The sequence below is a fragment of the Enterobacter sp. MALB-1 genome, from assembly GCF_041021625.1.
GTDB lineage: Bacteria > Pseudomonadota > Gammaproteobacteria > Enterobacterales > Enterobacteriaceae > Enterobacter > Enterobacter oligotrophicus.
Map to the genome: position 1 here is coordinate 21,383 of NZ_JBDPJL010000004.1, position 17,965 is coordinate 39,347.

12 protein-coding genes and 2 pseudogenes are annotated in these 17,965 nt (G+C 51.3%); 2 read left to right on the top strand and 12 right to left on the bottom strand.

Features of this window, described 5'->3' with window-relative positions; translation table 11 throughout:
* Window positions 1-329: 329 nt before the first annotated feature.
* Window positions 330-986, top strand: a pseudogene (locus tag ABGB15_RS22405) (recombinase family protein); the annotation flags it as partial.
* 446 nt (window positions 987-1,432) lie between these two features.
* On the opposite strand, the gene ABGB15_RS22410 reads toward ABGB15_RS22405, so the two are convergent.
* The 7 genes from ABGB15_RS22410 to ABGB15_RS22440 form a co-directional block, all read right to left on the bottom strand.
* Complete coding sequence (locus tag ABGB15_RS22410; protein ID WP_369064405.1) at window positions 1,433-2,305, bottom strand: restriction endonuclease; 873 nt, start codon at window positions 2,303-2,305, stop codon at window positions 1,433-1,435.
* A gap of 182 nt (window positions 2,306-2,487) precedes the next feature.
* Window positions 2,488-2,733, bottom strand: a complete 246-nt coding sequence (locus ABGB15_RS22415; RefSeq protein ID WP_261653654.1) for a chaperonin — start codon at window positions 2,731-2,733, stop codon at window positions 2,488-2,490.
* Window positions 2,734-2,804: 71 nt separating this feature from the next.
* On the bottom strand, window positions 2,805-3,458 hold the full coding sequence (locus ABGB15_RS22420) for a division plane positioning ATPase MipZ (protein ID WP_261653653.1): 654 nt from the start codon (window positions 3,456-3,458) through the stop codon (window positions 2,805-2,807).
* A gap of 1,085 nt (window positions 3,459-4,543) precedes the next feature.
* Window positions 4,544-5,407: an incFII family plasmid replication initiator RepA gene (repA, locus tag ABGB15_RS22425; protein WP_369064406.1), complete on the bottom strand. Its 864-nt coding sequence runs from the start codon at window positions 5,405-5,407 to the stop codon at window positions 4,544-4,546.
* A complete protein-coding gene (tap, locus tag ABGB15_RS22430; RefSeq protein ID WP_338103670.1) occupies window positions 5,400-5,480 on the bottom strand; it encodes a RepA leader peptide Tap in 81 nt (26 codons plus the stop codon). The genes repA and tap overlap by 8 nt, the downstream gene beginning before the upstream one ends.
* 222 nt (window positions 5,481-5,702) lie before the next feature.
* On the bottom strand, window positions 5,703-5,954 hold the full coding sequence (locus ABGB15_RS22435) for a replication regulatory protein RepA (RefSeq protein WP_369064407.1): 252 nt from the start codon (window positions 5,952-5,954) through the stop codon (window positions 5,703-5,705).
* A gap of 146 nt (window positions 5,955-6,100) precedes the next feature.
* Window positions 6,101-6,661 carry a phospholipase D family protein gene (locus tag ABGB15_RS22440; RefSeq protein ID WP_369064412.1) on the bottom strand — a complete coding sequence of 187 codons (561 nt, stop codon included), beginning with the start codon at window positions 6,659-6,661 and terminating at the stop codon, window positions 6,101-6,103.
* A 128-nt stretch (window positions 6,662-6,789) separates the two neighbouring features.
* Between ABGB15_RS22440 and ABGB15_RS22445 the strand changes: the two genes are divergently transcribed.
* On the top strand, window positions 6,790-7,437 hold the full coding sequence (locus tag ABGB15_RS22445) for a DUF2913 family protein (protein ID WP_369064408.1): 648 nt from the start codon (window positions 6,790-6,792) through the stop codon (window positions 7,435-7,437).
* Between the two features lie 103 nt (window positions 7,438-7,540).
* Here the strand turns inward: ABGB15_RS22445 and traI are convergent, their stop codons facing one another.
* The 5 genes and pseudogenes from traI to ABGB15_RS22470 form a co-directional block, all read right to left on the bottom strand.
* Window positions 7,541-12,766: a conjugative transfer relaxase/helicase TraI gene (gene traI, locus ABGB15_RS22450; protein ID WP_369064409.1), complete on the bottom strand. Its 5,226-nt coding sequence runs from the start codon at window positions 12,764-12,766 to the stop codon at window positions 7,541-7,543.
* On the bottom strand, window positions 12,766-14,904 hold the full coding sequence (gene traD / locus ABGB15_RS22455) for a type IV conjugative transfer system coupling protein TraD (RefSeq protein ID WP_369064410.1): 2,139 nt from the start codon (window positions 14,902-14,904) through the stop codon (window positions 12,766-12,768). The genes traI and traD overlap by 1 nt, the downstream gene beginning before the upstream one ends.
* Before the next feature lie 22 nt (window positions 14,905-14,926).
* Window positions 14,927-15,394 carry a lytic transglycosylase domain-containing protein gene (locus tag ABGB15_RS22460; RefSeq protein WP_191928395.1) on the bottom strand — a complete coding sequence of 156 codons (468 nt, stop codon included), beginning with the start codon at window positions 15,392-15,394 and terminating at the stop codon, window positions 14,927-14,929.
* A 130-nt stretch (window positions 15,395-15,524) separates the two neighbouring features.
* Window positions 15,525-16,340 (bottom strand): hypothetical protein, encoded by an 816-nt coding sequence (locus ABGB15_RS22465; RefSeq protein WP_369064411.1) that lies wholly within the window; start codon window positions 16,338-16,340, stop codon window positions 15,525-15,527.
* Window positions 16,315-17,965: pseudogene (locus ABGB15_RS22470) on the bottom strand (hypothetical protein); the annotation flags it as partial. The pseudogene ABGB15_RS22470 and the gene ABGB15_RS22465, both read right to left, overlap by 26 nt.

The following is a 17,965-nucleotide window of genomic DNA, read 5'->3' on the forward strand; positions in this document are numbered from 1 at the left end:
CCGCTCTGCGGCTTTTTTTATCCCCCCGGACGTTCAGCCCATTCTCTTCAGTTATACAGTCCTCTCCCGTTTTTATCCCCCGTTTCTGTGGATAATCAATATGTGGTATCGGTCGCAGCTGATCGGAACACAACATGTAGTGTATGACGGCTGGCCTTTCCCCTATCCTTCAGCGCTGAAAGCCCCATCGTTAGCCGGGACAAAACGGCATATTGAGAATACATGTCCAGTGCAGCGATTTTGAACATTGGCCTCTCTAACGTCATAGCTGCCAGTACTGTTAAAGTATCCCTATACCGAACTGGCATAATCCGGTACTGTTTATCTACATGACATCAACCCTAACCAGACCGGTATCACTAAAGGACTCTAACAGTACCATGTCCATGTTTGTTCGTGCCTACCTTCGGGCTTCAACCAGTGAGCAGGATGCTCAACGTGCCCGTGATATGCTTGACCGCTTTGCTCACGAGCATAATGTCATCATCTGTAACTATTATGCTGAGAATGAATCAGGCGCACGCCTGGAGCGTCCCGAACTTTTTCGTTTGCTCAATGATAGTCGCCCTGGTGATGTATTACTCATTGAGGATGTCGATCGCCTTTCTCGCTTAAAAGGAGATGAGTGGGAGAAACTTAAAGCGATCATCCGTCAGCGTGGCGTGTGGGTTGTAGCCGTCAATGTTCCCACCACCTGGCAGCACCTTTCTCCCAGAGCCAATGAATTTGACAGCCGAATGTTTGCGGCCATCAATGATATGTTGCTCGATATGCTGGCCGCCATTGCACGGCGCGATTACGAACAGCGGCGGGAACGTCAGCAACAGGGAATAACCAAAGCGAAAGCGGCGGGTAAATACCGTGGGCGACAGGTCAATAAGCCACGTTACGATGCCATCAACCGGTTATTGTTGAGCGGTAGCTCCTGGACTCAGGTTCAGAAAACGATAGGTTGCAGCCGAAGCACTATCAGCAGTGCCATCAAATATGCCGCCAGCCAGATTGAGGCTAAAGCCCTGTCACAAACTATTGTGGACTCCCCTGCCCCACGTTCTATGACGCTGTTTGTGTCGATTGAAAATGGCAGTAAATTTACCCGTGGGAAGAAAAAAACCAGAGAGTTGATTGACTGGTTTATTGAAGCTGAATTTGAAGGTCAAATTTTAGACGGGAATGAATACCGGATACCTTTAACCGCTGAAAACGATGAACAATTGAAAGAACAGGTAGAGTATTTATTCAGTGAAATTAATATGATAGCTGATGTTCGCAACTGTCTGATCATTGACTGTCTGCTGACCAATGACCAGACTCGCCAGGGATGGGATGATTGTGCCGGTTGCTGGCAGTGTGAGTCAGCGTAACGCACGGCACCAGGGGTGCCTGTACCATATTAACCTTCATCACTAGCTCATCTGATTAATGACCGTTATTATTTGTTGATATTCGGGTAAATTTCATCAATCTTTACGTATAAGTTGCCCGTTTCGGCTGCTCGTCGTATTTTTTCTTCCATCAACATTCTGAAACTAATGTTGTTTTTGAGCATAAGAACAAGATCATAACCGCTGACACATATAACTTTCTTTCCCCTTCCCCAAGCATCTAAGCCGCTGCGGGTAAACCCTGCCCAGCTGATAAATACACCACGAGCCCATGAGATTTTCTGATCCAGTTTTCCATGAAATGCATGGAGATCGGCATTTCCCGTTTTAGCGCTATGCCATTTTGCCTCGACCAGATAGGTATCGTTATTCAGTAGAAAACTGCCGTCTATCTGTTCGCCCTTCAGCCGGAATGCGCCTTTAGGGGATAAATAGAAAGCGGTAAACAGTTCGTTTAGCCATAACTCAAAGCTATGTCCGCGTTGGTGAGGTAGTTGGGTATGGAGGGCTTCCAGACCTTTGAGAAAATAATCATTATCAATGCCGGTGGGAACGATTAATGCAGGTGCAATACCTGATGCCGTCTGACTGTCTGCCCCCTGAATTTTAGCAACGAAACTTCCATAGGTAGCATCATCCTGGACTGTGATAATCTCGCCAGGAATGGATTTCCGGTATTCCCATAACCGGGTGACAACTCTCAGAACGGTTTCCCTATCTGCCTGTTTTATCAGGCAGCGCAATCTCTTTAGTTTGGAGTCACCATCCTTTCGGTAGATGTCATTGTCTATATCGATAGACAGCTCAGATTCGAAAAACTCACGCATTGTTTTGTTGGAGAAATCTAATACGTACCCTGCATTTATTTTGTCTTCAAAAAGCTGGTTAAAATTTTTCAGATCGAGCGGTGTAAATTTCATTATCTATTACCTGAAGTTGTGCCCAGTCAGTATGTGGGATGCTTTCAGAGCTTCTCGTTACAGGACTGTATGGACGGCGAGCATCATAATAGATTCCTTCCATAGCTCCCAAGGAACTCCATTGGAAATCCATTAGGTATCTAATATAACTCCAAAGTGTACCTGTTAGATGCCATGAGTAACTAGATCGCCCCGTCTCGTTCCAGCTTTTCGCGTAGCGCTTCCATGATATAATTAGAAAAATCTAGGTTGGTTTTGTTTGTATCTCGTAGCTTCTTGTGTGCAGCAAAGAACGTTTCAGGGATCGCTTTTAATGTTTTGGTGCGAACAGCGCGAGTAGTTGCTGCTGGTTGTTGCTCCGCCACCTGCAAAAGTGCGTCATTGCCCACAGTGGATGCTACATCAAAGAGGGATTTTTTGTTTTTCATGGGATTCTCACGGAGATATTATATAATTCTACAGTAAATCCTTTGGATTTCCTTCGGATTTCTATTGTACATCATTTTCCGTTTTCGACTAGTTTCCGTAATTCTTTGACAAGCGCGACAACTTCTTTTCCGGCTGCCGAAGCACGACCATGCTTGATTTCAGTTATCCCCATCCCCTGGCGTAAAGACTGAGTAAAACCATACCGTCCACGGCGATAAGAAAGGCGACTTTTCAGCAGCGACATGTGTTTCACCTTTTTCAAGGTATCTTCCATGTCCGGGAAATGTTTCTGGTTTGGCTCTGTTTTGCAGAACATGATTTTTGCGTTCAGCTCCACATCCATTTGCTTGCTGATTTCTGCCAGCACCTTGTCGAACTTCGCCAGACCAATTTGTTCCGTGACCGTATCATTAGCCGGGACGATCACCACGTCTGCTACTGCCACCGCGACACGGTTAATATCAGCATCGAAACCGCCGCAGTCGATGACCACCGTTTTACCTTGGTCATCCAGTTCCCGAAGGACGGCTATCAACTTTTCTTTGTTGTTGATAGCTAAGACGTTCCATTTCTTATCATCAGGTCTTAGCTGGTTGATAACACTAACCCCTTCATGGATATCTAGGTCAATTGTGATATCAGGTTTTAGCTCACCAACAATATGTACTGTAGAGGTAGTTTTACCGGCCCCCCCCTTATGATGAGATATTGCGTATATTGGCATTTAGTTTCTCCTATAAGTAAACCTTAACGGCATACTATATAAATCCTATAGAAATTCAAAGTATTTCTTTAGGGAATCCTATGGATTTCCCTTGGGTGTTTTTAGTTTATGTGACGAAACCCTTATTTTAGTTAGCCAGACCAGATGTCGCATTTTGCAGCTTTGCTCTCACAGGGCTTGTTTAAATGCCGCAAAGCGGCATGGAGGTGCCAGATGATGCTGAATATGGCTTTACTGGTGAATGGCACCGTGACCCGGCGCAGCCGGTTACCGTTCTGATAGGTTCTGCCAATCCATCCCTTCACCCTGCCAGACATAAACCCGCTAAAAGCGATACAGAAGCTTTTGTGCGCTGTCGGAGTGGTCACGACAAGGCGTAGCCGCAGTCGGGGCGTATCTCCGCGTTAGCGGGCCGTGAGGGCCGCTTACGGGCGTGTTAATCCAGACCTTCCAGCGATACTTCTCAAAGCGACTTAGTTCTAGTTACAACATCCATCATTAAAAGCGACGCTGTTCCGGCCTCTGGCCGGGGCGGGGCCGCTTTTCAGTGGTGGGTGCGGTGATGAGGTCACAGATATGCACATTCTGGGTTCGCGGAAACGCATTTTGAATGCTGTAACTAAATTCAGGTGTTTTACAGTGCCTGTCGCGTAGCGACGGGAGGTAACTTTGCTTTTATCGAACCGGCGCGGACGTGAGTCCGCTGCAAGGGCGGGCATTCTCTGAGGCTGTCCACAGGGCAGACGATGAATAGGTTATCTATGTATATGAAAAACATAAAAGGTATTTAAAAGAAGTACTGAGCAGGTTTTTAAAGGGAACCACGCACTTTGAAATCAGTACGGCTGGCGCTCTGTAACCATAACGGCTGTAACCTTATGGGAAGTTCCCTTGCAGTTATGTGTGGGTAACTGAATTCATCGGGCAAAGATGGCACCGGCGACAAAATTTCAGCACGGTTTTGCAGGAAAAGAGAGGGGATCATGGATGGCCTCCATGCCCGTTCGCTCAGATAATAAGCAACGGTGAGTAACAGGCGTGCAGAACCCTCCGGGATCAGCCGGATTAATAAAAGGAGAGGGGGGTCAGGTGGTGGCCGTTGCCAGCCGCGTATAGTTGTTGCCACGGGACATCAGCATACGCTCTTTTACACGCCTTGCCTGTTCCCGACGCACGGCGTCCAGGTTGCCGGTAAAGCGGCCCTCGGCAATTTCACGCGTCAGTTGCCGCTTCACGATAGTTTCAATATCGCGGCGGTTACGGTCAGCGTCACGGCGGGCGCGGGCGCGCTTCAGCCCGTGCGATTTGCGTTCGGACTGGTAGCTCCGGAACCGCTCACGAACGAACCGCCAGGCTTTGGCTATCAGTTCGTCCATGTCCAGTCGGGGGAGACGTTGTTTTTCACGCTGCTGGTTTTCCCACTCCACGCGACTGCGCCTCGCGGCCACAACGGCCACGTCAGAAACATCCAGCGCGGAGAACAGAGCTGGCGTGAAGGTGATATCGGTCGGGATGTTGCAGCCAATCTGCGGGTCATACTCGGTCTGGTAGGTAATCAGCCCCAGCTCCGCCATGAACTTCAACGCCCGCGTGGCGCGGGTGATGGACAGATTGCCGTTTTTCGATTCCGTGGCCAGTCCGCACTCGATGGCCAGATTGGTGATGGAGCGCTGGACGCGGTTAGCCAGGGGATCATAGTGGAAGCACAACCCCTGTAGCAGCGCATCGATGGCGCGGCGGCGCAACAACGGCGGCATACGGTGACGCACACCGAGCGAACGCGCAAACGCAACGTGCATGGAGAAATCAAAACGGGACGTGAAGCCTTCGGCTTTCGCCATCAGCTTACGGCAGAACGGCAAGGTCTTTTTGCCCTCACGCGGGGTGAATTCCGGATTTGGGTTCTTGACCTGTCGATAATGAGAGAACAGGGCCTGAGCGTCAGTCACACCTTCCTGCGCTTATGTTGCACAGAAGGAGTAAAGCGCATAGAAGGTATTGCGGTTTTCTAAGCATGTGCATATACTCCCCGTACAGAGCAGCAGTTCTGTACGGTTTTAGTTGGCCCCGATTAATCTCTCCGCTCGCCAAAGTTGAGGAGATTATCGGGGTTTTGTTTTTTGTGGTTCCGGAGCATTCATATCCGAACCATTCCCTGCCACCTTATGGCGTGGCCCACCAAAAATTCTTTACTCGCACAGCAATCTAGCACTCACAGAATAAAGGATCAAGAAAGTAAGCCCATCAGATTATATTTCTGACCTGAGCTTCACGCTCAATTAAACGGGCCAAAATTTCAGCCTGGGTTAAACCGTCTTCCTGGCACATAGTCATTAGCAATTCTTTAAGCTGGGGTTCCAGAAAAACTTTAACTTCTTTGTGAGTAGCTCTCTTTCTCGCCACCGAAGCACGCTGTTTATCAGCATCACTAAGTGGATTCCCCTTTCTGTAAGGGCGTTTCGATGAGGAAGTTGCTGCATTTGCTGCTTGCGACATATCTGCCTCCTCAAGGATCTAAAAAGGATCATCTCGCAGAGAATACTACAGAAGCGGTAAATCAGCGACTTAACTTTTATCGAAAAGGTGATCTGCGTTGGCGCACGGATCACCCCTGTTAGTGAGAGGCTACTTGTACGCCGTTATCAGTAGGTCGATTGCCAGTCTGTCCCCATTTCCCAGCGGGACTGCCAGTGAGACAGATACTGGCTGGCGATGGCGGGCATAAAGCGCATCACCACCACGTTCTCCGAATTTTTACTCGCTCCCGCTCTGCTGAAGTTATAGCTGCCTGACTCAACCGTATGATTATCAACAATTAAAATTTTATCGTGCTGAATAGGGAAGCGGCTGTTCGTCCTCAGCGAAATACCGGCATTCACAATCAGATTCATTGCCGCCATGCTGGCCCTGTTGCGGTTGCCTTTCTCGTCGATAACGATTTTTATATCCACGCCCCGTTGATGCGCGGCAATAAGCGCTTTCATCACGTCCGGATCGGTGAAGGAATAGGCCATCATCCGGATACTCTGCTGTGCGGAACCGATGGTGTTCAGCACCAGAAGGCGACCAGTCCCTTCAGGAGAAAAACCCACCTGAATATCCGGAGCCGTCGATATCTCCGCGTCGGCGGGGAAAGGCAGAGAAGATAGCAGGGGAAGACAAAGAAAGCTGGCCCTGACCAGTCTTCCGCATGAAAATAGCATCATCATAATTCCTTTGGATTTTTAACAGAAACCCCGGAAACGGGTAAAACTTGCTTTTACCCGTTTCCGGGGTTGACCAACGGAGCGCAGCGAAGGCGGTAGCCCTGCTCCCGGATGGGGGGGGCAATATGCTATCCTTCCGCGCGACGAAAAAAATGGAGTGGTACTGGTTGACTGTCTTTTATCAGAAACGCCCGACGGAAGAACTGGCGCATCTGGCATGGTGCCTGCTGGTTGCAGTAAAGCTGTCGCAGAAGCAGGGCAAAATTCGCACAGATTTGCAGATACACATGTTCATCATGCAGTGGCTGACAACAGCCCAGAAACGCAAGCTGTTTCCCCGCTCGGTTGCACAGGACATCCTCTGGCTTATTCATGAGGGAAAACGCTATGGTTTCAGTGCAAAGCTGCACCGCAAGCTGGAGTACATCTGGCGTGCCAGTTCGGGTGAACTGCTGAAGCAGAGCGTGTTATTCCGCTTTACTTTTTTTATCGAAACACTGAAAACAATGGACTGGCGGGACTTTCTGCTGTCACCGCAGGAATGGCACAGTTATCACCGGGAGTCAATAACGGCCAACGCCGTCTATACCCCAAAAGCAGAACTCCATCCCGCATTCAGTGACGGTGGCGAACTGATTAAACCGCTGGAGATCCGCTTCACCGGTGATATTTCAGGCGTATTTCCGTTATTTGAGCAATGCCATCTTCGCGCAGAGCAGCGACCTGATGAGGAAGGCTTTTCCGTTATCATGTTGCTGCCGGAAAAGGCATAGTGGGTGACCGCAAGGATTCGTTAATTTTTGGCAATAAGCCTAAAGGTTATATGCATTCAACTTTATATAACCATTAGGCTGCGTCCTTTGATAGTAACCGGCGTCAGTCCTCGAAAGATTTTTCTTTCACAATGTCCCGCTCGATCTGCTTCAGATGAAGCGACTGATCGGGCTGACTCTCTGCTTCAGGCTCTTTCTCCGGCGATTTCTCGCCCAGCGCCGCCGCAATATCGCGCCTGGTAAGCGGGTATTCCTCCTCTTTCAGCTTACCGGCCAGCAGCCCGGTATGGATATCATCCTCCGGCTCGCTTATGGCGGCGAGTACCTCTTCCAGGCGAATATCCTTCTCACCTTTACCCTGTTTTTCCAGGGCTTCGCGGGCAAGCCGTTCAGCCTCCTGTTCAGCGTTCTCCTTCGGCTCCGGAATGAAGGGAAGGGGGTCTTCCGGTTTTTCTGCCACATTGCGGGCAAACTGCGAGGTCAGGCTGTCATCGACTACCTGATCTGCGCCGGTGATGCGGCTGATATTGAGCGGTAAACCCTCGCCCTCCATCCTGACGATCACGCCGCTGTCGGGATGCTGCTGTGCAAGTTGCAACCCTTCAGGCAGGCTCTCCGCTATGCGGTTTTCCCCGTTCCGGCTCTGCTGAATCCCCGCAAACCTCGCATCACTGCTGCCAATGACCCTGAAATCACCGGGTAAGGACACGCCGTTACGCTCATCCGCATTTATCGTCAGAATAACCACGCCTGAACGGTTGCCGTTGCTGTCCCACAGCGCGAATGCCAGCCCCGGCTCCGGATGCCGCCTGACGCCCGGCACAAACAGGCCCTGTGATTCACCTTCAGCCAGCCCGTAGTTTTTCAGCAACGCCCGGCCTGCGGCAACATCGGCAAGAGGGGAGGCCCAGGACAGAATCCCCTCTGCCGTCCTGCCCGCCCGATCCTCGCCCGCCATCAGATAATCATGGGCGGTACGATCCCCCTTGTTTTTACTGAGTTCAGCCAGCCATCCGGCTCTGTCATCGGTGTAAACCTGAACATGCTCTTTTGTACGGGACAACGTAACGTAACCACTTTCCTTTGTTGCCATTCGTTTTCGCCCTCCTTCAGTCCCTTCAAGCGTAATGACAAAGCGGGCACTGGCCCCTTGTGCACCGTAGGCTGTGACGGCATACCCCAGATCGGTATGCCTGTCTGCCGGGTCATTCAGGTCAAGGCGGCGGGTAAGCTGACCATCCTGGCTGCGAAGCGTCATGCTCTGTCCGTCGATCTGCTCCACGTTCCAGAAGCTGTTTCCGGTATAACCGCGCTCGGCATCAGAACGGGTAAACCGCATTCTGTCGCCCTCGCTGACGCTGATAACCCTGGGCTGATAAATCTGTGCATCCTCAGTACTGTTCTCGAACGGTGACAGGATTTTCTCCCGCCCGTCATGCCCGGTAAGCGTCACCAGCCCGCTTTGCCGGTCGGTGCTGCCGACCGTCCAGTATTCCCGGTTAATCAGTGCAACTTTTCCCGTCAGTTCGGCCCATCCCGTCAGGCTCCGAAGCTCATTGTGACGGACGCGAACCGGGTCAAGAATGGTAATCTCATGCTCGTTTCTGGTTACTCCCGCTCCGTTCAGATTATCGTGAATCAGGCTGTTTATTTTCTGCCTGTCTGCATTGAGATGCGCCACCGTCAGCGTATTATCACGAGCCTCAGATGTCCGACCCGCAAAGTCAGCCGCTATCGCCTCCGTCACGCTGGCGGGCATCCCGGCTTCACGTAACGCCTTCGCCTGTTCTTTATCCGGGCTTACCTGCTCAACAGAAGATGCTGGCATAAATGCCCCGCTTTCCCTCGGCACCACATCCGGCGATACGCCTTCAGCCTTCTCCAGTGCGAGTGCATGTTGTCCTTCAATCATGGCATACACCACTTCCCGAAGTTCCGGCGTCTGGCGCACAATCTCCTTCATAATGGCGGTATCAACGGCGCTGCGCTGCTGCATCAGCCGGAACGGCTGCCCCGGCTCGATGGCCCGCAACTGAGCATCATCCCCGCTGGTGATGGCCCGCCCGCTGCCGGTGGTGATGGCCTGGTAAGCTTCACTCATCGCCCGGTTGCCAATCATTGACGCCTCATCAATCAGGAACAGGGTGTTGCTGTAGTCCGGTTTCTCACCGTTCATCCGGGCCTGTCTGTCTTCCCAGATAAAGGATTCCAGCGTCTGCGCCCGGACGCCCACGCTTTTCATTTCTTCTACGGCACGGTGAGTCGGAGCCAGCCCCACCACCTCCGGTCGCAGGTCTTCCGGCAATGTCTCCATTGCCGCCAGCATGGCTTTAAACTGCGTGGTTTTACCCACACCGGCATAGCCCTGCACCGCCGTAAAGCGGTCGGCGCTTTCCAGCACCATGCGCGTGGCGGCCTGCTGCCCTGCCGTCAGCCCCGTAAGATGCTGTTCAGGCACCGACGCCATCAGCGGCGTGACGCTGCCTTTCCCTTCAGCGATATGGCGCAGAATGGCCTTTTCCGTTTCAAAGGTGGATTTTGGCAGCATCAGCCCGGCTTCCAGCCGGATAAGCTCACCGTCCTTTACCTGGCGGTTAATCTCAGACTGGATAGCCGGAATGCTGACCGCTGAATTAATACTGAGCGCGGCACTGAGCAGTTCCGGGGCCAGGAACGCTGTTTTTTCATGCTGCACCTGACTGAGAGCCAGATACACGGCCTGAGCCGCCGGGGTGCGTGGCAGTTCTCTTGCGGCATCCAGTGCGGCATCAACCCCTTTCGCGCCGGTGGCCGCTTCCACCTGAGCACTTATCACCCGCACAGCAGGGCTGCGGGCAAGTTTTGCCTCGCCCCGTTCAGCATCCATAGCGGTAAATATCCGGATATCACTGCCGCTGCGGGTCAGGGCATTGAACATATCATCGCGCATCTCACGTCCGCTGAGTGCGGCCAGCACCTTACCTTCCGTTGCAATCGATTTACCCGGATATTCAACATAACGGTGTTCGAGCTTCAGGGCGCGCGTGGTATCGGTCTGGATCACTTTCCCGTCTTTTTCCAGGGCAAGCACGCCATCACCGGCGCTGACTACGCTGACCACATCCTGCGCCTTCAGTTTTCCCTTTGCCTCACGCCCGATTACCCGCAGCTGATCGCCGGGGGCCACCTCCAGCGTCCGGGGCTTAAAGAGACTCCATGAGGGATCGACCTGACTGATTTTTTGATGCTGCTGCTCCCCGGCCTCATTCACAAGGCGGAGAACGTTGGTTTCAGCACCGACACGATCAATACGCCAGCGCTCCATGTTCTTTTCGTCAGCATTCCAGCGCTCCATAACCATACCTTCGCGGTAGGTATCGCGGCTTTTCCGGTTCTTACCGTCGAGCCAGACCGGTGACAATGTTTCAATCCGGATATCATCGCCGGTGATACGCCCCTGCTCACGTAGCGCATCACGAATATACCCCGTCAGTACCTGTTGCTCACGCTCACCGGCAACCTGTGCAACGACACTGTTCCCACCGATAACATCACGGGCATACTCTGCGGCAAGATGGCTGTAGCGAACCTTTTTATCCGCTTCAGACGTAAGCTGTGCCACCGGCACGGGTGCGTCATTGAAACGATAGTGGGCGGCACCTTCTTCCTGGAGAACCGAAAGGACGCTGCCTGTTCCCTGCCGTTTACCGCTGTCCATCAGCAGGATCTGCGCACCGCTTTCCCGCGCTTTTTCCATCAGGAATACGCTGTCCTTCAGCCCCAGCGTTTCGGCCTCTGCAACAATGATGGTGGTATGAGCGGTCAGCGGCAGATCGGCTTTCAGTGCGCCACGCCCGGCAATCAGCCCGGACAGGGTTTCACTCTCTCCCAGAAAGGCTTCACTTTTCCGGTCGGCGGCCAGCACCATAACCTGTCGTCCCTGTGATACCGCCAGTCCGGCAAGCCGTTCTGTTCGTTCGCGCTGTACCGCTGCGCCCCCACGGCCATAGACTATCGCAAGCGGATCGCGGGTTTCAGCCAGTTCAGCATACACCCCGGTAGCGGCGGCAAGCGTCCCGTTCAGCAGGGCTTCGCCGGTGACAATGGCGCGACCGGAATCCATATGCTCCCGCGCAAACTGGCGAACCGTCAGTTCATCGAGCACATGGATATCAGACGTGAAAATGCCCTTATCCTTATCCAGGGCAATAAGACGGCCCTGCTCAATGGCGGTATCGATGCCCGTTCTGGCCCGCTGCACCATATCCTTTTCCGCTGGCAATAGTGACACAACGGCGGTCAGGACTTCGCTGTAGGCAAACTGCGCTTTTTTATCACTGAGAGACGACAGCGCCTGTGTGATGGCTTCTTTCAGTGCAGGTTCAGCCGTGAGTGTCACGCTGGCCGGAGAACCCGCTTCCGCTTCGCCGCGTTCTGCTGCCTGCGACCGGCTGCGTTCACGGGCAGCCTGGATCGTCTTATCCGGATCAAAGTCGTAGTCCGACAGCACCTTATCCCACTGCTCACGTCTCGCTTCCCCCTCGACGAACTCTTTGTTTTTACGGGTATCCAGCGCCGCGACCGAGCGGGAACGGGGACTGGCATCACGCCCTACGGCATCATCAATCTGCGCGGTTCGCTGAGAAAAGGCATTGATAACCTCCCGTGGCACTTCGGCCAGTTCGTACATGCCGTGCGGCCCGCTTCTGACCGCCGTGTAACCACAGTCTTCCACCATCGGGCGCAAATACTCACGGTAAAACTGCCCGTAAGCGAGTTTCAGATCGTAAACCTGCTCACGAATACCGCTGCGCTGGCGGGTATCACTCCCCAGCGCGTGCCACTTATCATCATCAGCGCGGGTGACATTGAACAGCAGGCCGTGCGAGTGGAGGTGCATTTCACCTTCACGGTTCGTATCATGCGTATAGAGTGCGGCAACCATATTACCGGTCGTCACCGTAGTGGTGACACCGTCACGGGTCAGGCGGGTATTGACGCTTTTCTCCACTTCCAGCATCGCCAGCCTGACCGCCTCATTATGTGCATCAATCAGCCGGGTATCACCGCCCAGCAGTGCGAGGATGGAAAGACTTTTTGGCGCACCAAAGGTCAGATCCATGCCCGGACGATTTGTTTCATTACCCGCAATCTGGCGGGAAATCACCGTGCCATCGGGCAGATGCCCCCGGAGCATTTCATCAAAAACTTCCGGGACGACTGTTCCCTCCAGTCCCAGCATGGCCGCACCTTTCCCCAGCCAGTGACCATCGGCATTTTCCAGCGTCTCAAAGTTGGCTTCACCGCCATAATATTTGGCATCGCCATGAATCGGTTCAACTGAAAGCATCACAACTCCATATCAATTTCATGTGACGGGTGGTGATTGATATTCACCTCCTCACGGCGTACCTCATCACGGGTGCCGTGCTGCATCTCCTGCTGCCAGGCTTCATACGCCTCCATATCGATAACCTCGCCATCCGTGCTGATGCCATGAGGTATTTCGTTCTCACGGCCACCGCCACGGACGGGTTTATCCGTCACGTCAGCTTTTTCACCAGACGTGCCGGTCGAAGATGAATCTGGCCCGGCGACAGCCGGAGCAGGCGGCACGCTTACGGAGTTGCCAGCCGGTGCCGGATCGGTTTTCACCTGAGTGTCGGAAGGGATGAACAATTTTCTCGCAGCCTGACGTTCGCTGCTTTCCTGCTGACTGATTTCCTGTTCAATTTCAGGGTCGAGAGACGTTTTCACGTCGCGCTCCAGAATGCCCTCCGCGACTTTCGGCAGGGGCTGGTATTTCAGGGTGAGGCGAACAACGGGATATTTGCCGGGCAGCGTGACGAAGCACTGAAGGTCTTCCAGTCCCTGAACGTCTGAATAGCTGACTATCGATACCCGTTCTTCGTCTTTGCCATAGCTGATGCCGTCACGCACCTCATCCGTACCAAAGCTGGTCTGTTCAGAGAAACGCTTGCGGACGGTCTGACCGATATCTTCTTCAACAAATTTCGCGATGGCCGCGCTGGGTGAGCGGAAGAAGAATTTGGTATTCAGCAGGTCATAGATGGCAGCGGCAAATTTGGGGCCATAAGTTTCTTCAAGCTGCGCATAGGACTGGAAACCCAGCACGAAGCAGCCGCCATATTTGCGGGCCTCCGCAATGATGTAGGGCAGATTAGGCAGCTTATGCAGGGAAGGCAGTTCGTCGTAGAAGAACCAGACACGCCGGTAGCGGTTCTCGTGCAGAGACAGAAGATGGCCGGAAGCAATCCCCAGCCACATTGATATCAGCGGCTTCAGCGATTCATGGTGACGCTGGTTGGACGTGATAAACAGCCAGCCGCTGCGCTTTTTATCGCTGTTGCCCTGCATCCATTCACGGATGGTAAACGGCTTTTTGCCCTCGCGGTCGATACCCTGCAAATAGCGCAGCGACTTCACATAGTTGGTGAGAACGCTTCGAATCGAGATGGCGGTTTTCTCAATGCTGCCGTCAACCAATGTGGAAGCAGGCGTTCCGGCCAGAAAATCACGCAGCTTGTCGAGCTTGATCGCCAGCAGGGTACGCAGGAAGCTGTTATACGTCCGCTTCTTATCACTGCGCATCTGCTCCGCACCTTCAGCAAAAATCGTTCTGGCCGAACCCTGCCAGAAGGGATCGCCGCTGTTTCCCATAGGAATAAGCGTTTCGGTGACAGCTTCCAGATCGGGCAGGGTCGGGCATTCAGCCCACATATCCCAGTTGGCACAGCGCCTGTCCATCGGGTTAAGAAGGGTGTCGATGGATTCGTCGAAAAATTCCTCTACAAAGGTATTCCCTTTGTCATAAATAATGACGGGAACACCGGCCTCACGTAACCGAAGTAGTTTTTTCCGCATCAGCGTGGATTTACCCGTACCGACCGTACCGTGCATGGCGAAATTCTGTATTTCTGAGTCTTTAACTATCGGCAGGCCGTCAATCACGATATGTGAAGCTGTTCCCCGCCTGCGCATAAGGCGGGCAACAACTTTGGGGTTATCTTCCAGGATACGGCCACCGGTAACTTCATCATCACTGGCCTTTTTACCGACCCGCCCGATGTACCAGAAAATACCGATAACCACGATAAACGTTATTATCGACGCAAAAAGGCCGGAAAGAATGAGTTCATTTCGCAGCGTGATACCACACCATACGGTGTACTTATCGGTGAGGATTTTATCGTAGGTATAATAAAGGGTATTCCCGTAATACCTCACTGGGTAAACGGGCGGCTTTCTGATAATAGAGCCAAACGGTATTAATGTATGACTCCACCAGTAGACCAGACCATTAAGAAAGGTTTGAGTGTTGAGGCGAATATAAATAATAAAACCCAAAAGCCCCAGCCAGCCCAGAAATACATAATAGAACAGTATATTATTAACTTGCAGGAACATCCGGAAACGCATAAACGTGACCTGGCCGCCCTGCGTAATATCACGGCCTTTAAGACTCATCTTTTTTCTCCGGCGAGAGGAATTACCCTGTTATTTTTTGCGAGCGATTAACGCGGACGTAGAGGTTATAAATAAGGTTGGCGTAATGTTCACGCTTACCGGCATTCTTATCGGAGAAACCGGCGTTGTATGAACCCAGACAGTGCCAGTTAACACCGCACGTCCGTAAATGCTTTGCGAGTATCCATGCACCTATCTGCACATTCAGGCACGGGTCATTCAGTAAGTCCTGCGGGGAGCGGATAACCCCCATTCTGACCAGTTCAGGAATATGTCTGCTGTTTATCTGCATCAGGCCATAGTCTTTACCAAGTCGCGGGCCGTTATCATTAGTAATCCGCGGATTGAGGCTACTTTCCTGCATGGCAATCGCTTCAAGCAGCATCGGGTCAAGGTGGTAGCGTTCTCCTGCTTGCACGAAACAGAACGCGCTGGCATTCATTGAGCACAGGCAGACCGCCACCAGTATCAGTGATTTAATGAGTCGCATAGATTTATTCCACAGGAAAAGCGCAGCCGGAAGGACTGCGCTAGCTAGATAATTAGTAGTTGCTCACCATCTGCTATAACTGTATTAATGACAAATGATGATTTAGAGCGGGTAATAAAATATTGGTGCTTCAGAATCGGTTGTCATCGAATCCATTATTGAATGAACTGCCATGATCTATTGAATTACTATCAAGGCTACTAGATATACTAGTATCGTTCGAAAAGTGACTATCATGATTTAAAGAACTTCCATAAACATCACCTCCGGCATCAAAATAATCACTGGTCATAGCCAGACCCGTTGCTGGATTGAACTCATTAGAATGGGAAGTCGGTACGGAATGCCCTCCCGTTTCAAAAGACGTTATATGATGTTCAGCAATACTCATTGCCGTAGAAATCAGATTATCAGAAAATAAATCTGAACGCCCAGAAGATAAAGTTTCAGCAAGAACTCCGGTAGCCATTCTGGATGCAACAGGATAAGAAACCTTACCCTTAAAGCGATTCTTCACTTCATTTTTTATTATGTTTTGTACTGTTAACTTGATGATCCAATCAGGAGCTATACCTTTTTTCATCAAGTTAACATCTTCTTTCCGATAATTATTCCACGCGAACAACAATAAGAAAGATACAAATAACATTCCTAGCAAGCTGTAAAGAGCGATGAAATAGCATGAGTAATCTGTGTTTTTTAAATTTATCCAAAACATACTTGAAGGAACACAACTAATCATCAAAAACAAATGAATGATTCGATGTTTAGGCAGTAATAACAAATGTACTACACTGCAAAACATTCCCGCGCCCAAGAAAATAACCAGCGAAATGATATAAAATGATAATATACTTTCAGAACCTACAAAGCCTATTACGTACAACGAAACAAATATTACTGGCATCCACCAGATTGTTTTACTTTCCTTCTTTATCCATTTCATTTTTCATCCTCTTTGCGTTATTTGCAAGGTCACCCGGATTCTCAACCGATTGATTGGCCTGATGGCTTACCGATCTATTATAGCTATCAACAAACTTACCATCAGCCTTTCCATGTTCATTCTTTAGCCTATCGCTTTCTTGCTGAATATCGCTGTGACCTTGCTCAATATTTGCGCCGGTCTGTTTAATAACGCCCTGGTTTCTCGTCAGGGAATCATCAACGCTCTGCGTTATATTCCCTTTAATGCCTGCGGATTGCGCCCTGCGTTCGATCTCCTGCTGGCCTGAATTAACCGTTCCGGCAGAGTTTCCATTTGATGGCTTAACGTCCGACATACCGTTCGCCAGTGAGGCGCTATTGCTGTTGAAATCACCCTCAATCCGCGACCGCAGCTTTTCTTCCACAAAGCTATCTGCCAGTGCTTCACGTTCGTGACGCACATTTTCATCAGCGGTATTAGTAAGAATACGGCTGGCATCCCCCGGCGCTTTTTGCTGAACATAACCCACAAACTCCTGAGAGAGATTGCTGGTTTGCTGTGCCGTTTCGCTTTCCGACATTGACGCCACTTTACTGTACTCATGGCTGCGGCTCACACTGCTGGTATATTGCTGGTACTGGCTGTCAGCAACACTCAGTGTTGTGCCAATCTGTTCAAGTTGCGAGGCAGAATTGTTATCGTTACGAACCGCAGAATGCGAAACGCGATAACTCTGAAGTATCTGTTTTCCTTCACGGAAATCACGTACGTTTTTAGCATCTTCACTACTGGAGTGGTCTGTACTTCCTGTCTGTCGTTGATCAGCGGAACTTTGACTACCAGTACTCACATTGCCTTTAACGCCGCCTTCAACACTCACACCAATTCCCAATGGTTTGAATCCAGCGGATGCAGAAGTAGATGCATAAGCTTCAAGGTTCCTGGATTTAGTCTCCATTTCAGCCCATGCCTGCTGTTCACTGATACCGTGGCGTTTGGCGTAGTCTTTCGCCGCAGAGATCATCGAGCCAACCCCTTTGGTCGCCTGCGCCGTTTGCGAATCATCCGTGCTGGTGTTCATTGTGTTGCTGTTACCAGACTGCTGAGAAAACTGCTGTGCCTTATTGTAAGCGCTGTTCACCGCATGATTGAAACCATGCAGCGATGTTTCGGCCTGCACCTGGCTTTCTCTTGCCAGCCTCTGTGCGGAAGAACTCATTGCGCGGCCAAAATTTAAATCCATCGGTAATTTAGATGTGCCTGTCGTGCTATTAACTATCGTCGTTCCGTCAGCCGTCGTTCCCTGCATAGAGCCATTCGCCAGTTGCTGATCGGTTCGCCCGGATGCATAGCTGCTGTTCGTATCCCATTTAAAGCCCTGAACATTATCCGTCTGCATATTGTTAAACGCATATGTGCCATCTACGGCCTGAGAGGATGCCTGAGAGGCAACGCCCTGCGTCATATTGCTGAGATAGCTGCCCGCCTGCGACACAACACCGCCCAGCCCCTTCACCATGCCATAAGCGATAAAGGGAATTGAGAGCGAAAGCCAGCCCGCCGTTGACGCGATCATCGAATGCTGCTGCTGAATCTGAGAAAGATTGGACAGCGTAACGTCATAAGCACCACCGGCTTTCAGA

Excerpts from the sequence above, each read along its gene's own strand:
- ABGB15_RS22410 (WP_369064405.1), bottom strand. The coding sequence starts at position 2,305 with ATGAAATTTACACCGCTCGATCTGAAAAATTTTAACCAGCTTTTTGAA.
- ABGB15_RS22415 (WP_261653654.1), bottom strand. The coding sequence starts at position 2,733 with ATGAAAAACAAAAAATCCCTCTTTGATGTAGCATCCACTGTGGGCAAT.
- ABGB15_RS22420 (WP_261653653.1), bottom strand. The coding sequence starts at position 3,458 with ATGCCAATATACGCAATATCTCATCATAAGGGGGGGGCCGGTAAAACT.
- tap (WP_338103670.1), bottom strand. The coding sequence starts at position 5,480 with ATGCACATGCTTAGAAAACCGCAATACCTTCTATGCGCTTTACTCCTT.
- ABGB15_RS22435 (WP_369064407.1), bottom strand. The coding sequence starts at position 5,954 with ATGTCGCAAGCAGCAAATGCAGCAACTTCCTCATCGAAACGCCCTTAC.
- ABGB15_RS22440 (WP_369064412.1), bottom strand. The coding sequence starts at position 6,661 with ATGCTATTTTCATGCGGAAGACTGGTCAGGGCCAGCTTTCTTTGTCTT.
- ABGB15_RS22445 (WP_369064408.1), top strand. The coding sequence starts at position 6,790 with ATGCTATCCTTCCGCGCGACGAAAAAAATGGAGTGGTACTGGTTGACT.
- traI (WP_369064409.1), bottom strand. The coding sequence starts at position 12,766 with ATGCTTTCAGTTGAACCGATTCATGGCGATGCCAAATATTATGGCGGT.
- traD (WP_369064410.1), bottom strand. The coding sequence starts at position 14,904 with ATGAGTCTTAAAGGCCGTGATATTACGCAGGGCGGCCAGGTCACGTTT.
- ABGB15_RS22460 (WP_191928395.1), bottom strand. The coding sequence starts at position 15,394 with ATGCGACTCATTAAATCACTGATACTGGTGGCGGTCTGCCTGTGCTCA.
- ABGB15_RS22465 (WP_369064411.1), bottom strand. The coding sequence starts at position 16,340 with ATGAAATGGATAAAGAAGGAAAGTAAAACAATCTGGTGGATGCCAGTA.